Source organism: Usitatibacter palustris (assembly GCF_013003985.1).
Classification (GTDB): domain Bacteria; phylum Pseudomonadota; class Gammaproteobacteria; order Burkholderiales; family Usitatibacteraceae; genus Usitatibacter; species Usitatibacter palustris.
In genome coordinates this window covers 2951181-2972827 of sequence record NZ_CP053073.1, presented here as the reverse complement: position 1 = coordinate 2972827, position 21647 = coordinate 2951181, and the positions used below count along the sequence as shown (strand labels likewise).

Below are 21647 nucleotides of genomic sequence, written 5' to 3'. Positions count from 1 at the left end.
GATGGCTCGCGGCCGTCGAGCCCGGCTGGGTGCCGGTGTTCTAAGTGGAGCTCGCGGTCAGCAGCCGCGATTCTTGCCCAAGTCCTACACCCTGTCGAGGGTCAGAAGGGATAAGCGGCTCTCAGCGCCTGGTACCGGGCGAAAAGCTCCGGCGGCACGTTGTCCTGCGCGAGCTTGCCTTCCACCATCTCCATGTGGAGCTTCATCTCGTCGGACCACTGCGCGTTGTCGATCGCGGTGGCGTCGGCGAACTTCGCCTCGCCGAACGACTCGAGGCCGCTCCAGTCGAGATCCTTGTGCGCAGGCACGTTACCGAGCGTGGTCGGCTGCGCGCCGGATTTGCCCTCGACGCGCTCCACGATCCACTTCAGCACGCGCATGTTCTCGCCGTAGCCCGGCCACAGGAACTTGCCGTCCGCGCCCTTGCGGAACCAGTTCACCAGGTAGATCTTCGGGAGCTTGAGGTCCTTCTTGCCGAACGAGAGCCAGTGCTTGAAGTACTGCGTGATGTTGTAGCCGCAGAAGGCGAGCATCGCGAACGGGTCGCGACGCACGACGCCGACCTGGCCGACGATGGCCGCGGTGGTCTCGGAGCCCAGGGTGGACGCCATGTACACGCCTTCGACCCAGTCCTTCGCTTCCGTGACGAGCGGCACGGTGGAGGAGCGCCGGCCGCCGAAGATGAATGCGTCGATGGGAACGCCCGCGGGATCGTCCCATTTCGGATCGATCGACGGGCACTGCGAGGCCGCCACCGTGAAGCGCGCGTTCGCGTGTGCGGCGAGGCGCCCGCAACCCGGCGTCCATTCCTGGCCGGTCCAGTCGGTGAGCTTCGCGGGCGCTTCCTTCGTCATTCCTTCCCACCACACGTCGCCTTCGGGTGTGAGCGCGACGTTCGTGAAGATCGTGTTCGCGCGGATCGTCTCCATGCAGTTCGGATTGGTCGCCATCGAGGTGCCCGGGGCCACGCCGAAGAAGCCGGCCTCCGGATTGATCGCGCGCAGCGTCCCATCGGGGCCGGGCTTGATCCACGCGATGTCGTCGCCGACGGTCGTGATCTTCCATCCCTTGAATGCGGGCGGCGGGATCAGCATCGCGAAGTTCGTCTTGCCGCACGCACTCGGGAATGCGGCCGTGACGTAGTGCTTGTTTCCCTCGGGCGATTCGACGCCGAGGATCAGCATGTGCTCGGCAAGCCACCCCTGGTCGCGGCCCATCACGCTCGCGATGCGCAACGCGAAGCACTTCTTGCCCAGCAACGCGTTGCCGCCGTAGCCCGAGCCAAACGACCAGATCTCTTTCGTCTCCGGGAAGTGGACGATGTACTTGTGGTCCTTGTTGCACGGCCACGTGACGTCCTTCTGCCCCGCGGCGAGCGGGGCGCCGACCGAATGCAGGCAGGGCACGAACTCGCCCTTGTCGCCCAGCACGTCGAGGACCTTGCGGCCCATGCGCGTCATGAGCTTCATGTTCACCGCGACGTACGGCGAATCGGAAATCTCCACGCCGATGTGCGCGATGGGCGAACCGAGCGGCCCCATGCTGAAGGGCACGACGTACATCGTGCGCCCGCGCATCGAGCCCGCGAACAGGCCCTTCAGCGTCGCGCGCATTTGCGCGGGGTCCATCCAGTTGTTGGTCGGGCCCGCGGCTTCCTTCGTCTTCGAGCAGATGAAGGTGCGGTCCTCGACGCGCGCGACGTCGGAGGGGTCGGACCACGCGAGATACGAATTCGGGCGGAGCTTCTCGTTCAGCTTGCGGAACGTGCCGGCCGCGACGAGCTCGCCGCAGAGGCGGTCGTACTCGGCGTCGGTGCCATCGCACCAATAAATACGGTCGGGCTGGGTGAGGGCGGCGACTTCTTCCACCCACTTGAGGAGCTTCGCGTGACGGGTCGGGGCTTCCTGCTGGACGGGCGCGGCTTGGGCGTGCATCGAGGGCATCTCCGGAGGGCGTGTGCCCGGGACGCCGTAGCGCCCCGGGTCGTGATGCCCGGGATTATCCCAGAATGGGCCAGAGATTTGGTTGATAACCAATCAAGGGATTTCATATACCGCAAAGGCATCCGTGATGCCGCGGAGGGTGGCACTTTGCAGTGCCGGCACGAGGCCCGCGGCCGCCAGGATCCGCGCGGCGGCCGGGTGCTCCACGACGGGGCGCGTCGCGAAGATCGAGCGCGACTGCGCGAGTCCCTGCACGCGCGCGGCGATGTTGACGGTCTGCCCGAAGTAGTCGAGGCGCTCGTTCAACATGACCGCGAGGCACGGCCCCTCGTGCAGGCCGATCTTCACCGTGAGGTCACCGCCGGCAAGCGCCTCGCGCATGCGCAGTGCGGCGGCGAGCCCGCGCTCGGGCGTCGGGAAGGTCGCCATCACCGCGTCCCCGATGGTCTTCACGACCGCGCCCGATTCCAGCGCGACCGCTTCATTGAGCGCCTTGAAGTGCGCGCGCACGAGGTCGTAGGCAACGAGATCGCCGACGCGCTCGTAGAGCTCGGTCGAGCCCTTGAGGTCGGAGAACAGGAACGTGAGGCTGGTGATCTTCAGGCGCTGGTCCACGGAGAGCGCGTCGGTGCGGTAGATGTCCTGGAAGGCCTGGTTGGTGAGCAGGCGCTTGGCGGTGAGGAAGTGCCGCTTCTGGCCGAGGAAGTGGTGCAGCGCGTCGCCCGCGACGAACACACCGGTGAGCACGCGCGTATCGGTGCGGTTCTCGAGCGTGAGGCGAAGTGGACCCGGGCGCATCTCGACCGTGCCCGTGTGCGCGTGGACCTTGTTGTACACGACGGACAGTTCCTGCCGGTCGCGCGTGGGCTCGCCCTTCACGTCGATGAACTGCGAGGAGTGCGTGACCGGATCGAACACGATCACGAACGCGGATGGGAGCTGCAGCGACAGGATGCATTTCTCGCCCGGCGTGAGCTCCACCGAATCGATCACCACTTCGCGCACCACGTCGTCGAAGCTCTGCTCGTCGAACACGACGCCGGAGCTCCAGAAGACCTGGCGCATGTAGTCCCACATCGAGAGCTTGTCGGGATCGTGAGCGGTGATGCGGCGCACGCGCGGATTCACCGTGAAGCTCACCTCGACCATCTCGTCGAGCGTGGGCTCGTAATCCGCGACGCACAGCGCGCAGTTGTATTCGGTGCGCTTCACGGATTTCAGCGTCGCGTTGGCGTCGAGCACGCCGCCACAGCCCGGGCACAGCAGGTTCCACGACATGTCGAACAGGCCCAGGCGGGACGCGTGCACGAAGGCGCCCAGCACCTTGTCCTCGTTGAGATCGTGGCGTGCGGCGAATTCCAGTGCGTTCACGCGATTGAGCGCGGGGTCCTCGCCTTCGGCGGCGAGGCGCTCGATCGCGGCGACGACCGCGGCGTCGGCCGACTGCCGCAGCACGGAGAACCGGGCCCGGGCTTCGTCGGCGATGGGGTGCGGGGTATCGGCCATGACGCGCACAGGATACGCCCGCGTGACGCTAGGGGCCGAAACGCTCGGGACGGTAGGGCAGGGGATCCACGAAGGGCTTGGCGCCCGTCACCATCTCGGCCAGGAGCCGCCCGGTGACCGGACCGAGCGTAAGGCCGTGATGCGCATGGCCGAATGCAAACCACAGGCGGTCGTGCCGCGGCGCCTTGCCGATGATGGGCAGCATGTCGGGCGTGCACGGACGCGCGCCCATCCACGGCTCGTTGTCGAGGCGTTCGGCGAGCGGGAACAGGTCGCGCGCGATCGGCTCGGCGCGGCCCAGCTGCACCGGACTCCTGATCGCATCGCGATGCGCGAACTCCGCCCCGGTCGTGAGGCGAATGCCCTGGCGCATGGGTGCCAGGAAGTAGCCGCGCTCATGATCGAGCACCGGGTGGTTGAGGCGCGCCTCGCCCGCGGGCCGGTAGTGCATGTGATAGCCGCGCTTGACCGCGAGCGGCAGGTCGTAGCCCAGTGCGCGCGTCACGGTGTCCGCCCACGGGCCGAGGGCGACCACGGCGTCGCGTGCTTCGATGGGTCCGCGCGCGGTCTTCACGCGCCAGCCGGTCTTCACGTCCTCGAGGCTCGCCGCGTTGCCTTGCGCGAAGACGCCGCCGTGCCGTTCGAAGAGGCCCGCGTATGCAAGGGCGAGGCCCTGGGGATCGTCGACGCACACCGGATCGATCCAGTGCAGCGCGCCCACCAGCACCGGCGCGAGATGCGGCTCGGCTTCCTGGAGCTGGGCGCGATCGAGGGTTGCGAAGTTGAGGCCGTACTCGCTCTTCCAGCGCGCGGCTTCGGCGTATCGCTTGTCGCGCTCGCGCTCCGTGCGGAAGACCTTCATCCAGCCGGTGCGCTTCATGAAGTCCTGCGCGCCCGCTTCGGCGGCGAGGTCATCGTGCTCGGTGACGCAGTGCTCGATGAGGTGCGAATAGATGTGCGCGATCTTCTCGTGGCGCGCGGGCCGCGAGTGATGCCAGTACTTCCAGAGGAAGGGTGCGAGCGCGAGGACGGCCGACGGATGGTAGTGCGCGTCGATCGTGCGGTTCATGCCATAGCGCACGAGCGCGCCGTAGTCGTGCGGGAAGCCGTAGGGATAGACGCCTTCGCGCTGGATCAGGCCCGCGTTGCCGTACGAGGTTTCTTCGGCGGCACCACGGCGGTCGACGAGCACGACCGAGCGGCCGAGACGCTGGAGATGCAAGGCAACGCAGATGCCGACGATGCCCGCGCCGAGGACGACGACGTCATGGCGGGCCGGGGTGCCCGTCATGGCGCGACTCCTTCGGAAAGATTCAGGCGGGTTGCGGGAAGACGCGCGTGTGCGCTTCGCAGATCTCGCGCATGGACTCCGACGCGTCTCCGGTGAAGCCGATGCGGGGATACGCGCAGTAAAGACAGAGCATCTCGCGGTCGCAGATCCGGCGCCAGAGCAACTCGAGACGAATCGTGGCCGCGACGTGGCCCTGGGCCCAGAGGAGGGCCACCATCTCGCCGAAGGCGCGCACCCGGTGCGCGCCGTTGGCATGCGCCCGCCCGAGGATGTCGCGAATCATCGCCTCGAAGCGTTGCTCGTCGGGCCAGTTGTCCTTCATGAAGACCTTGAGCGCCTCTTCCGCGTCGAGCACGATGAACTGGTCGCGATCCTTGAAGTCCTGGAGCGGCAGGCCGTGGCGCATGAGGCGCTTCTCGAGCGCAGCGAGGTGCGACTGCGTGACGATCACGATCACCGCCTCGCCCCGCTGGAAGCCGTCGACCACGAAGCTCTCCAGCCCGTCGATGAGCTCCGCGTAGTCCTTGTAGATCTGGACGACGTGGTCGCAGGGTGACATCTCGCCCCAGAAGACCGGGAGAGAGGACGAAGGCTTTGCAGGTTGGCGGGTACCCATGGCGCAAAGATAAATGCGTTTTCGGGCCGAGAATGTCGGCGGTTTCTGACATCAGTGTCTTCCGTAATCCTTGAATTTCTCGAGCACGCGGGCCATCTCGGCGGCATCGAGAATCGTGGGCTCGCCGATCTGCAGCGCCTGCCAGTACATGCGCGCGAGCGCCTCGACCTTCTCCGCGAGCACGAAGGCCGCCTCGAGGTTCGCGCCGATCGCGATCTGGCCGTGGTTGGCGAGCAGGCACGCGCGGCGGCCGGCTAGTGCGGCGAGCGCGGCATCGGAGAGCGCTTGCGTGCCGAAGGTCGCGTAATCGGCGCAGGCGATGTCCGCGGCGCCGGCGAAGGCGACTTCGTAGTGGAACGCGGGAATGCCGCGGCGCAGGCAGGCGAGGGTGGTCGCGTACGGCGAATGGCAATGCACCACGGCGTTCGCTTCGGGGCGCGTGACGTAGATGTCGCGATGGAAGCGCCACTCCGAGCTCGGCGCGCGTGGCCCCTCGTGGGCGCCATCGGGATGCACGAGCGCGAGGTCCTCGGGAACGAGGCGCTCGTAGGGCACGCCGGTGGGCGTGACGAGGAAGCCGCCCTCGGTCCGCACGCTGAGGTTGCCCGACTTGCCCTGGTTGATCCCCGAGGCGTTCATGCGCCGCGCGGCTTCCACGACCTGCAGTCGCAGTTCCTTCTTCAAGGTCAGGTCACGTACGCCTTGCTCTCCTGGCTTCGCGGCCAGATCTCGAGCAGGTCGCGTTCGTTCGCGCGGACGATGCCTTTCTCGGTGATGAGCCCGGTCACGAGCTTCGCGGGCGTGACGTCGAAGCCGGGGTTCGACACCGCCGTCTCGTCGCCCACGATCGCGACCTCCACGGGCATCCCGTGCGCGTCGAGGCCGCGCACGGCGCGTACTTCGCCCGCGGCGCGCTCCTCGATGGGAATGTCGCGATGCGCGTCCTCGATCTTCCAGTCGATGGTGGGCGTCGGAACCGCGGCATAGAAAGGAACGTCGTTGTCGCGCGCGGCCAGCGCCTTGAGGTACGTGCCGATCTTGTTGCACACGTCGCCGCGGCGCGTCACGCGGTCGGCGCCGACGAACACCATGTCGACCTTGCCGTGCTGCATGAGGTGGCCGCCTGCGTTGTCGGTGACCAACGTGTGGGGCACGCCATGCTGCCGAAGCTCCCACGCGGTGAGCAGGCCCTGGTTGCGCGGGCGCGTCTCGTCGACCCACACGTGGACCGGAATGCCCTTGTCGTGCGCCATGTAGATGGGGGCGAGCGCCGTGCCCCAATCGACGGTCGCGATCCAGCCCGCATTGCAATGCGTGAGGATCTCGATGCGCCGGCGGCGTGCGGCGTGCTCACGCTCGATGAGCGCGAGCCCGTGGCGGCCGATGGCTTCGTTGAGCTCGACGTCCTCGTCCGCGATCGCCTGCGCTTCGGCCCACGCGGCCTGCGCGCGCTTGAGCGGCTTCACGTTCGCGAGCTTGTCCTGCATGCGGTCGAGCGCCCAGCCGAGGTTCACCGCGGTGGGCCGCGTGGCGCGCAAGGCGGCCACGGCGCGATCCAGGCTCGCGTTGGAGGCGTCGCGATCGACGGCGAGCGCAACGCCGTGCGCCGCGGCCACGCCGATCAACGGCGCTCCGCGCACGCGCATCGCGCGGATGGCCTCCACGGCCTCCTCGACGGTGGTGAGCGTCTTCACTTCGAACTCGTGCGGCAGGCGCGTCTGGTCGATCACGTGCACGCGCCCGCGATCGGGCTCGGCCCACAGGCTTCGGTAATGCCGGTCGCCAACTTTCATGGCTCAATTTTACTCGTTGCGGCGTCGAAGGCCTGCCGGATGGTCTTCGCCTGGGGATAGTGCGCGGCGCAGTAGCCCGCGAGGATCATCGCGACGAGCAGCACGAGCGCGAAGGGCCACCAGGTTTTCTTCACGACGCCCGAGACCCAGCCGCCGGCATCCTCGCGGCGCGAGCGTTTCGCCAGCGTTCCGGCGAGCAGCGCGCCGAAGGCGGCTTCGGTGAGGATGTCGGGCGCCATGAAGATGAGGTAGCCGCTCGCGGCGAGGATCGCGAGGATGAGCGCGATCGCGAGCAGCAGCAGCGCGAAGTCGCCATCGCCGCCGCCGGCGATGTCGCCGAGGCCCTTGCCCAGGTCGCTGCCGCCTTTGCCGTCGGCCACCGCCACCATCGGCATCCGCGCGTTGGCCGAGCCTTCCGTCCACGCCGTACTCGCGCCGCCGCCATCGAACGAACCGCCGCGGCCGCCGAGTCCCCCGCCGCCACCTCCACCGCCGGACGAGCCGCCGATCCGGATGTTCGGGACGTCGGCGCCATCGAGGAGGTGCGATCCATCTTCCTGGCGGTCCTTGCCGCCCAATCCCACGTAGCGCAGCCACAAGCCCACGCAGCCGAGGAAGGTGACATAGGCCATGGCAATCGCGACCGGGTAGCGCGCGAGCATCGAGCCCACGCCGATCTGCAGGAGCGCCCAGTTGGTGACCATCGCCGCCATCGCGCTGCTGGCGAGGATGAGCGACATGTGGAATCGCGTGTAGAAGCGCGCCAGCAGGCGGCGCTTCACGCCGTCGCGGGTCCAGGTTTCTTTTGCCGCCATTCTTTGGACTCCCTGTTTTGTCCCTAAAATACACATTTCCGGCATCGGAATCGCGATGAAGACCGTAGCGGCATGGCTCCTGGGTTCGGCGGCGTTGGCGTTCGCGCCTCACGCTGTATCTGCGGAGTTCGCCACGCCCGACGGACCGGAGCCCGCCAACGTCGCCGAGATCGCCGCGTTCCTCAAGCAGGACCGCTACGACCTGGAGCTGCTCATCAGCTTCGGCACCTCGAAGGGCGGCTCCGCGGGCCACCTCGCGCTCGCGATCCGCGATGCCGCGCCCAACGGCGACGATCTCGTCTACTCCGCGAACTTCTACGCCGACCGGTCCCCCGAGCACGCGAAGGACTACTACACCGACGAGCTGATGGTCGCCATCCCGAAGATGGAATACCTGTACGGGACCCGATCGACGCTCAACCCCAAGGCTGCCTTCGGCCTGGATTTCGGCGAGGTCTACAAGCGCTCGGTCGTGGGTGTGCGCGTCTACGGCGTGCCCGCGAAGGAAAAGGACGGGCTCGTGGCGTTCTTCAAGCGCATGAACGCGGATTTCAAGCGCAAGGCGAAGGACGTGGAGTACCACGACCGCGAAGTGAAGTACGACTACATGCACCTCAACTGCGCCAAGACGATCGCCTCGGGGTTCAAGTACGGCGCCGGCTACCACGATATCGAGATCAAGGGCCCGAAGCTGTTGCCGGGCCACACGATCGTGGTGGCGGCCCTGCACGCGAACATCCCTGCCGACATGGCGTTGAAGCTCGTGAAGGCGTGGGACAAGCGCGGTTACCGCGTGGAGACCGTGCTCTATCGCAAGTACGAAGGATCGCCCTACGTGGACCCGCACGAGGAGGCCAAGGTCGCCTTCAAGGACCTGCCCAATCGCTTCCCCTCGGTCCTCTCGCTCGACTTCCGCAACGACCAGGGCGACTACGAGGACTTCGATAACCTCTATGCGATGTACCTCTTCTATAACCTCGGTCGCTACGGCGTGAAGCTCAACGGCGAGACGAAGCTGATCGAGGTCGGCATGACCAACGTGCCCATGACCTACGTGATCGCCGAAAAGCTCGCGCGCCAGAGCGCGGAAGACGACAGCAAGGGCTTCCTGCGCCGGCTGCCCTACTCGCCGAAGGGGAAGCCCGTCGGCAGCGAGGAGAAAAACGCGCCACCTTCCCAATAGGCCGCGGCCTTCCTGTAAAATGCAAATTTCCTGAAGGGATCGCCGCAATGACCAAGTATGTGTTCGTGACCGGTGGCGTGGTCTCCTCCCTCGGGAAGGGCATTGCCGCCGCCTCCCTCGCCGCGATCCTCGAATCGCGCAAGATCAAAGTCACCCTCGTCAAGCTCGATCCCTACATCAACGTCGATCCCGGGACGATGTCGCCGTTCCAGCACGGCGAGGTGTTCGTCACGGAAGACGGGGCCGAGACCGACCTGGACCTCGGCCACTACGAGCGCTTCGTCTCCTCGAAGATGAAGAAGGCCAACAACTTCACCACCGGCCAGATCTACGAGCGCGTGATCAACAAGGAGCGCCGCGGGGATTACCTCGGCGGCACCGTGCAGGTGATCCCGCACATCACCGACGAGATCAAGGCCTCGATCAAGAACGCGTGCAAGGACGTCGAGGTCGGCATCGTCGAGATCGGCGGCACCGTGGGCGACATCGAGTCGCTGCCCTTCCTGGAAGCCATCCGCCAGATCGGCATCGAGGAAGGCCGCAACAACACCTGCTACATCCACCTCACGCTCGTGCCCAAGCTCGCCAGCGTGGGCGAGATCAAGACCAAGCCGACGCAGCACTCCGTGAAGGAGCTGCGCGGCATCGGTATCCAGCCCGACATCGTGATGTGCCGCTCGGAAGAAGTGCTGCCCGAGGACGAGCGCCGCAAGATCGCGCTGTTCACCAACGTCGACGTGCGCTCGGTCATCTCCGCGTACGACATGGACTCGATCTACAAGATTCCGTCGGCGCTGCACCGCCAGGGCCTCGACGAAATCGTCTGCCGCAAGCTCGACCTCGCGGCCTACCCGGCCGATCTCTCGGCGTGGGACCGCGTCGTGGACGCGCTCGAGCACCCCGAGCATCAGGTCGACATCGCGATGGTTGGCAAGTACGTCGACCTGCAGGATTCCTACAAGTCGCTCTCGGAAGCCCTGATCCACGCCGGCATCCACACCCGCACCAAGGTGAAGATCCACTACGTCGATTCCGAGCAGATCGAAGCCAAGGGCACCGAAACGCTGAAGGACATGGACGCGATCCTCGTTCCCGGCGGCTTCGGCAAGCGCGGCATCGAAGGCAAGATCGCGGCGGTGACGTACGCGCGCGAGAACAAGGTTCCGTACCTGGGCATTTGCCTGGGCATGCAGATCGCCGCCATTGAAGTCGCGCGCAACAAGGCAGGTCTCGAAGGTGCGAACTCCACGGAGTTCGATCCCGACACGCCGCATCCGGTCATCGCGCTCATCACCGAGTGGCAGGACAAGGACGGCAAGGTCGAGAAGCGCGATGCCAGCTCCAACCTGGGCGGCACGATGCGCCTGGGCGCGCAGCCCGCGGCGGTCAAGCGCGGCACGCTCGCGCATCGCATCTATGGGAAGGACGTCGTCGCCGAGCGCCATCGCCACCGCTACGAGGTCAACAACCACTATGTGGCTCGCCTCGAAGCCGCGGGCCTCAAGATCACCGCGAAGACCAAGGCCGAGGATCTGCCCGAGATGGCCGAGCTCGCCGATCATCCGTGGTTCTTCGGCTGCCAGTATCACCCGGAGTTCACGTCGACGCCGCGCGAGGGCCATCCGCTGTTCACGTCGTACATCAAGGCCGCGCTCGAACAGCACAAGCTGCGCGTTCCCGAGCCCGCGTTGAAGGTCATCGGCGGAAGCGAAGCGTAATGAAACTCTGCGGGTTCGAAGTCGGCCTCGACAAGCCGTTCTTCCTCATCGCCGGACCCTGCGTGGTCGAGAGCGAGCAGCTGCAGATGGACGTCGCCGGGAAGCTGAAGGAGATGACGGCCGAGCTCGGCATCCCGTTCATCTTCAAGAGCAGCTACGACAAGGCCAACCGCAGCTCCGGGAAGTCGTTCCGCGGGCCCGGCATGGAGAAGGGCCTCGCGATCCTCGCCAAGGTGAAGAAGGAGCTCGGCGTTCCCATCCTCACCGACGTGCACACGGAGGAAGAAGTGCCGACCGTGGCGGCGATCGTGGACGTGCTGCAGACGCCCGCGTTCCTTTGCCGGCAGACGGACTTCATCCACGCGGTCGCGCGTTCGGGCAAGCCCGTGAACATCAAGAAGGGCCAGTTCCTCGCGCCCAGCGACATGAAGAACGTCGTCGACAAGGCGCGCGAAGCAAGCGGTTCGGACACGATCATGGTCTGCGAGCGCGGCGCTTCGTTCGGCTACAACAACCTCGTCTCCGACATGCGCTCGCTCGCGATCATGCGCGACACCGGTTGCCCGGTTGTGTTCGATGCGACGCACTCGGTGCAGTTGCCCGGTGGACAGGGCACGACTTCGGGTGGCCAGCGCGAGTTCGTCCCGGTCCTCGCGCGCGCGGCCGTTGCCACTGGTGTTTCGGGCGTGTTCATGGAAACGCACCCGGATCCGTCGAAGGCGCTTTCGGACGGCCCCAATGCCTGGCCGCTGCCGAAGATGCGCGAGCTCCTCGCCGTTCTCAAGGACCTCGACACCCTCGTGAAGAAGCGCGGCTTCGCCGAGCAGTCGCTCTAGTTCCGTGAAGATCCTCATTCTCGGTGCCGGCGGCATCGGCGGCTACTTCGGCGCGCGGCTGGTCAAGTCCGGCGCTGAGGTCACGTTCCTCGTCCGGCCCAAGCGCCACGAGCAGCTCGGCCGCTACGGGCTTGCCGTGAAGAGCCCCAACGGCGACATGAAGCTCAAGGTGAAGACGGTGCTCGCCGAGGACCTGCAGCCCGGCTACGACATCGTCCTCTTCACCTGCAAGTCCTACGACCTCGATTCGGCGATGGACGCGATCGCTCCGGCGATGGATGGCCATTGCGCGCTCGTTCCGCTTCTCAACGGCATCTCGCACATGGAGCGCCTCGATGCGCGCTTCGGCGCGAAGCAGGTGCTGGGCGGCACGGCGCAGATCATCGTGACGCTCGCGAGCGACGGCACGGTCCTGCACCTCGAGCCGCTCAACCGCATCCTCTTCGGCGAGCGCGACGGCTCGATGTCGCCGCGCAGCACCGCACTCGCCGCCGCGCTCGAGAAGTCCGGCATCACCACGGTCCACTCGGACAACGTGATGCTCGACATGTGGGAGAAGGTGGTCTTCCTGTCGGCGCTCGCGGCGCTCACCTGCGTCTTCCGCGCCAACAACGGCGAGATCATGGCAACCCCGGATGGCCGCGTGCTCGTCGAGCGTTGCCTCGATGCGAACATCGCCATCGCCGTCGCGGAGGGCTTCAGCCCGCGCGAAGGCGCCCTCAAGGCCTACCGCGCGCGCCTCACCGACGCGAGCGGCAAGGTCGAGGCCTCGATGCTGCGCGACCTCGAAGGCGGCAAGCCCGTCGAAGCCGACCACATCGTGGGGTTCATGCTCGACCTCGCGCGCAAGCACAAGATCGACGACGCAGTGCTCGCCGTGGCGTACACGCACCTGAAGGCCTACGAAGCCAGGCGCGCCGCCGGTCGATTGAAGTAGGCGGGTCAGACTCCAATGAATTTGGGGTCAAAAATCCTTGTGAAAAAAGCGGTCCATTGGGCCACCCCTTTGAGGCCGGTCGTTGGGGTGATCCAATGGACCGCTTTTTTCACAAGGATTTTTGACCCCAAATTCATTGGAGTCTGACCCGCCTACTTAAAGCAGCGCCGTCGGCGGGAACGTCCGTCCTTCGGGGCTTGCCTGCACGATCGACACGGCTTCGCTGAACAGGCGGTCGGCCGGCACCGGCCCGAGCATCTCCGCGGCCCACACGTAGAGCAGGTGCACGATCCCCGAGGCCTGCCCCTCGGTGACCATGCCGCGAAAGAGCGAGCGCTTGTCGCTGCGCAGCCACATCGTGAGCTCGCGCTCCGTGGATGCGGCCAGCCGCAGCGGAGCGAGGTTCTCCGCGAGGTACGAGGCGGCATCCATCCAGATGCGCGGTTCGTGCAGGCGCAACTGCTCTTCGAGCGCGACGATCAGCTTCGAGAACGTCGCGTGCAGCGGCGACACCGGTCCTTCGTCGGTCGGCGTCGGTGCGATCAGGAAGGCCTCGAGCACGTCGGGCGAGCCGCTCGCGCGTTCGGCCTTGCGCAACATGAGGCGCATGTCGCCGGAAGGATCGAGCGGCAGGCTCGTGTCGGGTGCGCGCAACGACTCGAGAAGGCGCCGGTGCAGCTCCACGCGCCTGCCCACCTTGCCGAAGTGATCGCAGACGCGGCGCGCGAACTGGTGCAGCCCTTCGAACGTGGTCGAGCCCGCGCCGTGCTCGCGTTCCCACGCGAGGAGCGCGATCACCGCCTGCTCGCGCGAGAGCAGCGCCTGCAGGCCCAGCATCATCGCCTTGCGCCGCCGGACGACGTCGGGCGTGTTCGCGAGCATCTCCACGCTACAACCTGCCCTGGTGCAGCGAGTCGCGCTGGAACTCCGGGTAGCCGACCTCGTAGTGCTCGGTGTAGTCGAGGCCGCGCTGCTCGTCGAGCGAAGGCGCGCGCATGCCGACGGTCTTGTCGATGAGCCAGTACATCACCAGCGCGACCGGGAAGGCCCAGGCGAACGCCGCGCCGATGCCGATGAGCTGGATCTTCACCACCGCCCAGCTGAACATCGCATCGGTCTTGAAGAGCCCGGCGGCGAGCGTGCCCCAGGCTCCGCAAACGCCGTGCACGGTGACGGCACCGACGACGTCGTCGAGCCGCATCGCTTCAAGGAGCTTGGGGAACACGACCGTGAGGAATCCCGCGGTGAGGCCGGTGGCGAGCGCCCAGTTCGGTTCCATCGTCGCGCAGCCCGCGGTGATCGCGACGAGCCCGGCGATCGAGGCGTTCACCGTGGTGCTCATCATCGTGGGCATGCGCAGCAGCCCCATCGTGAGCATCGCGCCCACGGCGCCGGCCGCACCGGAGATGTGGGTGTTGAGCACGATCTTGCCGATGTCCACGCTCGCCGTGACGGTGGAGCCCCCGTTGAAGCCGAACCAGCCCAGCCAGAGGATGAACGCGCCGAGCGCCACCGAGCTGAGGTTATGCCCCGGGATCCTGCGCACCTCGCCATTGGCGCCGAAGCGCCCGAGCCGCGCCTTCACGATGATCACGCCGGCGAGCGCGCACCAGCCGCCGATCGAGTGCACGACCGTCGATCCGGCGAAGTCGATGAAGCCCAGCTGCTTCAACCAGCCGTTCGTGCCGTAGAGGCTGCCCCAGGCCCACGAGCCGTAGACCGCGTAGATGAACCCGGTGATCACGACCGAGCCGATGATGTAGGCCCAGAACTGCGTGCGCTCGGCGATGGCGCCCGAGACGATGGTGGCGGCGGTGGCCGCGAACATTGCCTGGAAGAACATCCACGTGTAGTCGATCGCGTCGTGCTTCACCATGAAGAAATGGCTGGTGCCGTACCAGCCGGTCGGGTTGGCGCCGAACATCAGGCCGTAGCCGACCATCCAGAAGATGAGCGCGCCGAAGCACATGTCGCAGTAGTTCTTCATGATCACGTTGATCGCGTTCTTCGAGCGCGACATGCCGCTCTCGAGCAACGCGAAGCCCGCCTGCATGAAGAAGACGAGCGCACCGGCGGCGACGATCCAGACCGTGTCCGTCGCGAGCTGCAGTGCCTTGATGGATTCCGCGGGATTCAATGCGCGCCTCACTCATGTTGTTGGAGTTCTGAGGAGGCATAAGCAATCCGTGTGCCGCTCGTTTCCGGGGCTGCGGCATGCAATCCCGCACGGTGGGAGTGCGGGGTTTGTGCAATGCGTCACCGCGCCTGCACCGCGTTGGCGCGGCGACGCACTAATACAGCATTGGCCTACTTCACGATGATCAGGTACATGCTCGAGCCGCTTCCCCACGGCCCGAGCGACACCGTTCCCGCGTTGAAGCGCTTGCGGTAGAGGCTGTAGGTGCGGCTGGTACCGTCGGCTTCGAGCGTCACGATGTTCTGGCCGCTATCGACCCACGTCGCATCGATCCACGCCGGCTTGGGGCCGATGTCGTTGGCGCCGACGTACACGTCCTGCGCGGCGCCGATCGTGAACGTCACGGCGGGGTTGCCCGTGTACGTCTTCGAGTCGTTGGCCGTGCGGATCCACGCCGAGCCCGCGACGAGCGAGGGCACGGTGGTGAACGTGAACGTGCGGTCGCCGTAGACCTGGTTGCCCGCCTGCAGGTTGGTGCGGATCGACCAGTCGGCCGCGTTGGCCGTGTCCTTCACCGACAGGTTGGTGATCGACACGACGGGCGGAGCCGAACCGCAGCCCGTGATGCGACCCGCACCCCAATCGGCGTGGTCGTACCCGTTGCCGTCGCCGCCATCCGTGACCACCAGGCGGAGTTCGGTCTTGCCGGCCACGCTCACGCTCAACGACTTGCGCCCCTCGCTGCCGCGCATCAGCCCGCTGTCGTAGGCGATGACGTTGTCGAGGTAGACCTGGAACACGACGCTGCCGTTGTCGCCCACTTCGTCATCCAGGCCGACGTCGGACACGAAGACGCCCGAGCAGGTGCCGCCGAGATTGAAGCGGATGTCCGAAGGCGCATGCACGCCCAGCCCCTTGTTGAACGGGATGCCGCCGATGACCATCGGCCGGCCGTCGGCCGCGCCCTGCTCGCCATTGCTGCGGTCCTTCTCGAACGGACCCCAGCCGTTGACGGGTGTGCCGGTCGGCGTGAGCGAGGAGAGTTGCGTCGCGGGATAGATGTTGCGGGAGGCCGAGTGCGTCTGGCCGCCGGCATCACGCACCGTGAGGAAGATGCGCAGCCACACGTTCGCCTCTGTCTCGAAATCGGGAACGGTGAACGAGCCACTGGTCGAGCCCGTGGTCGCGGGGACGAACGGGTGTTGGTGGCTGTCGTGCTGGAAATCGACCTGCCACGTGAACGCACTCGCCGGCAGGTTGCCGTCCTCCTGGTCCGTGCCCGTGCCCGCGTAGTTGATGACGGTGCCGGAAGCGAACTCCGTGGCCGCCGTCGGCAGCGTGATCGTCGCGACCGGGAAGTGGTTGGTCGTGACGGTGAGCGTGGCCTCACTCGAGAACGCCGAGCCGAACGAGTTGGTCGCCATCGCGCGGAAGCGCGCGGCGTTGTCACCCGTCGCGGTGGCCGCGATCGTGTACGAGGTCGCGGTGGCGCCGGAGATATTGGCGGCGTTGCGTTGCCACTGGTAGCTCGTCGCGCCATCGGCCGCCACCGTGAAGGTGACGGGGCTGCCCAGCACGATCGTCTGGCTCTGCGGGTTGAGCGTGATGCGCGGCGCCTGGCTCCCCGTGTACGTGATCTTCGAGAGCGTGCCGCCACCCGGGTTCGGGTTGCCGGTCTGCTGGTTCCTCGCCATGTAGTACACGCCGCCGTCGGGGGCGACCGCGATGTTCGTCGGGAAGCTGATGCCGGTCACGAAGGCCGTCACCGCCGCGTTGGAAGGATCGAGCACGCGGATGTTGCCCTGGCAGAAGTCCTCGAACAGCACCTTGCCCACGTACGAAGCGGGGAACTGCGCGGTGGTCGGGTTGTAGAACGCGACACCGGTGACCGAGCAGCCGCCGGTGTTGTGGTTGTACGAATAGAACGGCGGAATGAAGTTCGCGTCGTTCTCCGGCCCTTCGTAGTTGGGCCAGCCGTAGTTGCCGCCGCGAATGCCGTCGTTGATCTCCTCCCACGTGCCCTGGCCCACGTCGCCGATCATCATGCGGCCCGTGACGGGCTGGATGTCGAACGCGAAGGGGTTGCGGTGGCCCATGTTCCAGATCGCCGTGTACGCACCCGTGACGGATACGTACGGGTTGTCGCTCGGGATCGTGCCGTCCTTGTTGATGCGCAGGATCTTGCCGAACGCGCTCGAGAGGTTCTGGGAGTTCGCGGTGGCGGGCGGCTGCGGGTTGTCCTCGTGGTTGCCCACGGCGACGTAGAGCTTGCCGTCGGGCGCGAATTTCAGCGCGCCGCCCATGTGCCAGCGCGTGGCCGAGGGCACGTTGGGCAACTGGAAGATCGTGGTCGCGCTGTTGGCGACGATCGTGTCGTTGGCCTCGGTCACGCGGATGATGCGATTGTTGCTCGCGGTCCCGTTGGTGATCGTGCAGTAGACGTAGACGTAGTGGTTCGTGGCGAACTGCGGATCGGGAACGATCCCGAGGCACCCGCGCTCATTGGTGGAGTCGACGTTGGGCACGCCCCAGAAGTTGGTGCCGAGCAGCACGTCGCCCTTGATGATGCGGATGATGCCGTTCTGCTGCATGGCGAGCACGCGCCCGTCGGGAAGCACGGTGAGCGCGGTGGGGCTGGTGAAGCCGGTGGCAATCTGCCGGTCGATGAAGCCCACCGGCACGGTGGCCGCACTTGCCGCCAATGCACAGGCGGACAGGCACAGCGCGATCAGTCTCGCGAACATGGGAACCTCCGTTGAAGTTGCGTGCGCTGCGTCTTAGGGCTTGGCGATCACGAGGTACATGCTGGCCGAGTTGTTCCACGGTCCGAGCGCGACCTGGCCTGCGTTGAAGCGCTTGCGATAGAGGCTGTAGGTGCGGCTGGTGCCGTCGGCTTCGCGCGTGACGATCGACTGGCCGCTGTTCGTCCACGTCGCATCGACCCACGAAGGCACCGGGCCTGCCGTGTTCAATCCCACGTACACGTCGGCTGCCGCCGTCACCGAGAACGTCACCGTCGGATTGCCGGTGTAGGTCTTCGAGTCGTTGGCCGTGCGGATCCATGCACTGCCGGCCACGAGCGTTGGCACCGTGGTGAACGTGAACGTGCGGTCGCCGTACACCGTGCCGCCGTTCTGCAGGTTCGCCTGGATCGACCAATCGGCGGCGTTGGCCGTGTCCTTCACCGACAGCGTGGTGAGGAGCGCGCCGGCGCCGTCGTTGGTGTTATCGATCTGCTGCAGGTACGCCACGATCTGGTCGAGCTGCGTGCTGGTGAGCGACGTGGTGTTGCCGTGGCGATTGGACGTGTTCTGCGTCGTGAGCACGTCGCGCAGCGTGGCTGCCGAACCGTCGTGCAGGTACGGCGCCGTCTCCCACACGCCCTTCAATGTTGGCGTGTCGAAGCCGGTAAGGGCCTGGTTGAGTCTTCGGCCCGACGAGGCCTTGATCGTGCCGACATCGTGCAGGGTGCCGATCGCGCTGTCGGTGAAGTCCGCTCCCGAGTGGCAACTGTTGCACCCCTGCGAGGCGAACAGCGCCTGGCCCGCGACGGCGGCGGCGGTGAGCGAGCCGTCGGCGTTGCGGAACGGGCTCGTGCCCACGGAGCTCAACGAGCTGACGTACGCCGCCAGCGCATCGAGGTCCGCGCTGACGCCCGTCTTCGGGTCGCCCAGCGGCGTGTTGCGCGTGCCGGTGTTGAACTGCGCATTGGTCATGAAGCCCGTGCCGAGGAAGGCGTTGCGGATGTCGTGCTCGAAGTCCTGGATCTCGTCGAAGTTCGCGGTCCAGTGCACGCGGCCCTGGCCGGTGCCGCGCCGTCCGGTGAGTGCGACGGTGTTGCGGAAGCCCTCGCCGCGGTCGGTGAAGTCCATCACGCGCCCGTCCTGCCCGCCGTCCTGGTGGCAGCTTGCGCACGAGATGTACTTGTCGCGGTTCATGCGCGCGTCGTCGGCGTTGTAGAAGATCCGCTTGCCGTTGAGCACGTTCGCCGCGAGCGTTTCGGCGGCGATCGTCGTGATGCTGGCGACTTGCGTGTAGTTGTTCGACGTGGAGGCGAGGATGCCGCTCACGTCGTAGATTGCGACACTTCGCGACATGAAGTTCTGCACGTAGAGCCGGCCGTTGGCGAGCAGCAGCCCGCGCGGCGCGCGGCCCACGTTCACGAGGCCCGTGACGATCTGACGGTTGTAGACGTCGACGACCTCCACGAGGTTGGTGCCCTGCGTGGAGACGAACGCGTAATCGCCGATCGGGCTGAAGACCACGGCGTTGGCCATGTCGCGGTCGTTCAGGTCGATGCGCGCCGACAGCACCTCGGCGTTCGTGCCGAGGTCGAGCTGCGAGACGATGGTGCGCACCGTGGATTCGAACGTGAGCGGCTGGCCGTCGCGGAAGGCGCCGCGGAAGGTGTTGTCCTTCTTGGACGGGACCCACGCGCGCGCGCCATCGGGCTGGATCGCGAGCGCGCCGAGGTAGTTCGGGATGCCGCGGCCGCTCGACTCCGTGTCGGGGCCCGGGTCGGCTGCGAGCGCGAAGGTGCGCGTGACGGCGAACGTGACGAGACTCACGTCGACCAGCTCGCCGCGCGAGGCCGGCGAAATGAAGCGGCTGACGAGGAGGCGCGTCGAATCTCCGGTGATCGCGAGCGAACGCGGCCACGGACCCACGGACAACGTCCCGATCACGGCGCCGTTCGCGGGGTTGAGCTCGAGGAGCTGCCCGGTTCCCTGCAGCGTCACGTACGCCGCGCCGTTGTCGGGACTGAAGAGGACGGCGAAGGGGCGCGAGCCGCGCGCAAGCGTGAGCGTCTGCGCGATCGCACCCGTGTCGGGGTTGAGGATGCTGATCGTGCCCGAGCCCAGGTTGGTCACCCAGATGCGGCCATCCGGAGCCTGCGCGATCGTCTGCGGGCTCTCGCCCACCGCCGTCTCCAGCACCTTCGTGAGGTTCGCGGTGTTGATCGCCGTGACGGTGTTGGTGTCGGAGTTCACGGCCCACACGCGGCTGCGGGCGTTGTCGAAGGCCATCGTGCTCGAGGAGCGCGGGGCGACGGTCGTGGGCGGCGTGTGGATCGTCTGGTTCGCGGAGCACGTGCCGGTGGTCGACCCGTTGGTGACGGTGAGCTTCGCGGCGTAGTGCGCGGTCGTCGAATACGTGTGGCTTGCGTTGGCCGTGGTGGAGAAGGGCGTGGTCGCGCCGTCGCCGAAGTCCCACGCGTACTGGATCGTGCCCGATCCGGAAACCGATCCGGGCGCGAACGCGACGTTCGTATTCACGCGCGCGGGCGTGCGCGCGGCGAGCGTGCACGACACGTTCACGCTGCCTGCCGTGGTGAAGCGCGAGGTGAATGCGGTGGGCACGCCGTTACCTGCCCAATCCTTCATGCCGCCGGCGGTCACCACCACTTCATAAGTTGTCCCGGCCGCGAACTGCGTGTCGGGCCAGAAATTCACGATGCCCGTCTGCGAGCTGTACTTCCCGGGCAGCGCGCTGCCTCCCACGGGCCGCACGATGAAGGTCGAGGTGCTCACGGTGCGCAGGTCCACCGCATCGGTGAGCGTGATGCCCACGCGGCTCGTGCGCGCCTGGTTGGTGGCGTTGTTCTTCGGCGAGACCATGTTGACCGAAGGCCCGGTCGTGTCGCGCGCGGTCTGGTGCGGCATGAGCACGCTGCCGTTGCCGTGATCGTTGCCGACGAACACGAGGTTGCCGAGCACCGTCGCGAAGTCCTCGTCGCGGCTGGCGATGCCCGAGGTGCCGGTGCCGGCGATCGCGGCGGTGGAGAGATTCACCTTCGCGTAGTTGTTCGACGCACCGACGTGGGCGAAGCCATCCTGGATCGAGACGTAGCCGCCCTTGCCGCCCATGTCGCCCGAGTGGCGGATCTCGGTGATCGCGGTTGGGTTGCTGATGTCGTAGATATAGAGGAAGCCTTCACCGCCCGCGGCGATGATGCGGTCGCCGTTGACGGTCGCGCTGTAGATCGCGGGGCCGGTCGCCACCGAGCGCAGCAGCGTCGGGTTGCCCGGATCGCTGATGTCCATCGTCACGAGGCCGCTGCGATCCATGCTGCTCATCACGAGCAGGTTGCCGACCGCGAAGGTGGGACCGACGCGGAAGCTGCCCCACGTGCTGGTGGGCACGGTGCGCACGAGCGTGGGGTTGCGCGGATCGCTCGCATTCACGACGTACAGGCCGTTGCCCGATCCACCGACGTACACATAGGGTGCCTGCCAGAACGCCCACCACGCGCCCAGGTCGTAGTCCGACTCCTGGACGCCAGGCAGCGTCATGTCCTTCAGCAGGACCGGAGAGGAAACGTTGGTCCAGTCCCAGAACTGGATACCGCGGATCGACTGCACCACCGCGTAGTGGCCACCCAGGCTGTTGGTGAAGCCGAAGCCGTGCGGCTCGCGGATCGCCGACTCGTCGCGCTTCGATACCAGCACGGGAGATCGCGGGTTGGAAATGTCATAGAAGGCAAATCCGCCGCCCGCGCGCCCCGAATCCGGCGCGTAGAGGACGAGCATGTAGCCGTCGTGCATCACGACCGCGCCCTGGCCGCGCTCGGAGGTTCCGGCGAAGCTGTGGATCGTCGAGAGTGGCTTGAAGACCTCGGCCGCGGTGTAGGTGAGGTTCGGTAGCCCGGGTCCCTGGGCCCGCGACGCGAGCGGCGCGCCGAGGAAGGGCAGCAGGCAGGCGAACACGGATACGCGAAGCAACGCGCGGAGCGATGGCATGGCGATTTCCTCCCGAACGGATACGACTTAGAATATTTGTTCTAATTTCACGACAGTTAAGACTGTCTGTTCTATCAGAATCCTATTTGCGGGTGGGTGTCAAGCGCGGATAGCATCCCTGCTCTTTCACGG

15 protein-coding genes are annotated in these 21647 nt (G+C 66.6%); 4 read left to right on the top strand and 11 right to left on the bottom strand.

Features of this window, described 5'->3' with window-relative positions:
* Nucleotides 1-101 precede the first annotated feature (101 nt).
* The 7 genes from DSM104440_RS14470 to DSM104440_RS14440 form a co-directional block, all read right to left on the bottom strand.
* On the bottom strand, nt 102-1934 hold the full coding sequence (locus tag DSM104440_RS14470; protein WP_246212012.1) for a phosphoenolpyruvate carboxykinase (GTP): 1833 nt from the start codon (nt 1932-1934) through the stop codon (nt 102-104).
* A 102-nt stretch (nt 1935-2036) separates the two neighbouring features.
* Complete coding sequence (locus tag DSM104440_RS14465; RefSeq protein WP_171163834.1) at nt 2037-3449, bottom strand: adenylate/guanylate cyclase domain-containing protein; 1413 nt, start codon at nt 3447-3449, stop codon at nt 2037-2039.
* Nucleotides 3450-3477: 28 nt separating this feature from the next.
* Nucleotides 3478-4740 (bottom strand): NAD(P)/FAD-dependent oxidoreductase, encoded by a 1263-nt coding sequence (locus DSM104440_RS14460; RefSeq protein ID WP_171163832.1) that lies wholly within the window; start codon nt 4738-4740, stop codon nt 3478-3480.
* Between the two features lie 22 nt (nt 4741-4762).
* Nucleotides 4763-5356 carry an MEDS domain-containing protein gene (locus tag DSM104440_RS14455; RefSeq protein WP_171163831.1) on the bottom strand — a complete coding sequence of 198 codons (594 nt, stop codon included), beginning with the start codon at nt 5354-5356 and terminating at the stop codon, nt 4763-4765.
* A 51-nt stretch (nt 5357-5407) separates the two neighbouring features.
* Complete coding sequence (locus DSM104440_RS14450) at nt 5408-5995, bottom strand: class II aldolase/adducin family protein (RefSeq protein ID WP_246212165.1); 588 nt, start codon at nt 5993-5995, stop codon at nt 5408-5410.
* A 47-nt stretch (nt 5996-6042) separates the two neighbouring features.
* Nucleotides 6043-7149 (bottom strand): S-methyl-5-thioribose-1-phosphate isomerase, encoded by a 1107-nt coding sequence (gene mtnA, locus DSM104440_RS14445; RefSeq protein ID WP_171163830.1) that lies wholly within the window; start codon nt 7147-7149, stop codon nt 6043-6045.
* Nucleotides 7146-7964: a hypothetical protein gene (locus DSM104440_RS14440; protein ID WP_171163829.1), complete on the bottom strand. Its 819-nt coding sequence runs from the start codon at nt 7962-7964 to the stop codon at nt 7146-7148. Before DSM104440_RS14440 ends, mtnA begins: the two co-directional genes overlap by 4 nt.
* Before the next feature lie 55 nt (nt 7965-8019).
* Between DSM104440_RS14440 and DSM104440_RS14435 the strand changes: the two genes are divergently transcribed.
* Genes DSM104440_RS14435 through panE form a run of 4 tightly spaced genes read left to right on the top strand, consistent with a single transcriptional unit; the run spans nt 8020 to nt 12638 of the window.
* A complete protein-coding gene (locus DSM104440_RS14435; RefSeq protein ID WP_171163828.1) occupies nt 8020-9147 on the top strand; it encodes a hypothetical protein in 1128 nt (375 codons plus the stop codon).
* A 47-nt stretch (nt 9148-9194) separates the two neighbouring features.
* The gene (gene pyrG / locus DSM104440_RS14430) at nt 9195-10865 is read left to right on the top strand and encodes a CTP synthase (protein WP_171163826.1); all 1671 of its coding nucleotides are present in this window, start codon (nt 9195-9197) and stop codon (nt 10863-10865) included.
* Nucleotides 10865-11701, top strand: coding sequence for a 3-deoxy-8-phosphooctulonate synthase (kdsA, locus tag DSM104440_RS14425; protein ID WP_171163824.1), 837 nt, complete (start codon nt 10865-10867; stop codon nt 11699-11701). Before pyrG ends, kdsA begins: the two co-directional genes overlap by 1 nt.
* A gap of 4 nt (nt 11702-11705) precedes the next feature.
* Nucleotides 11706-12638, top strand: coding sequence for a 2-dehydropantoate 2-reductase (panE, locus tag DSM104440_RS14420; RefSeq protein ID WP_171163822.1), 933 nt, complete (start codon nt 11706-11708; stop codon nt 12636-12638).
* Between the two features lie 156 nt (nt 12639-12794).
* Here panE and DSM104440_RS14415 read toward each other — a convergent pair whose 3' ends face one another.
* From DSM104440_RS14415 to DSM104440_RS14400, 4 genes are all read right to left on the bottom strand, one after another.
* Nucleotides 12795-13526, bottom strand: coding sequence for a hypothetical protein (locus DSM104440_RS14415; RefSeq protein ID WP_171163820.1), 732 nt, complete (start codon nt 13524-13526; stop codon nt 12795-12797).
* A gap of 1 nt (nt 13527) precedes the next feature.
* Nucleotides 13528-14775: an ammonium transporter gene (locus tag DSM104440_RS14410; RefSeq protein WP_246212011.1), complete on the bottom strand. Its 1248-nt coding sequence runs from the start codon at nt 14773-14775 to the stop codon at nt 13528-13530.
* 170 nt (nt 14776-14945) lie between these two features.
* Complete coding sequence (locus DSM104440_RS14405; protein ID WP_171163818.1) at nt 14946-17519, bottom strand: PQQ-dependent sugar dehydrogenase; 2574 nt, start codon at nt 17517-17519, stop codon at nt 14946-14948.
* A gap of 33 nt (nt 17520-17552) precedes the next feature.
* Entirely contained in the window at nt 17553-21515 is a 3963-nt protein-coding gene (locus DSM104440_RS14400; RefSeq protein WP_171163816.1) for an Ig-like domain-containing protein, read from the bottom strand.
* Nucleotides 21516-21647: the final 132 nt, after the last annotated feature.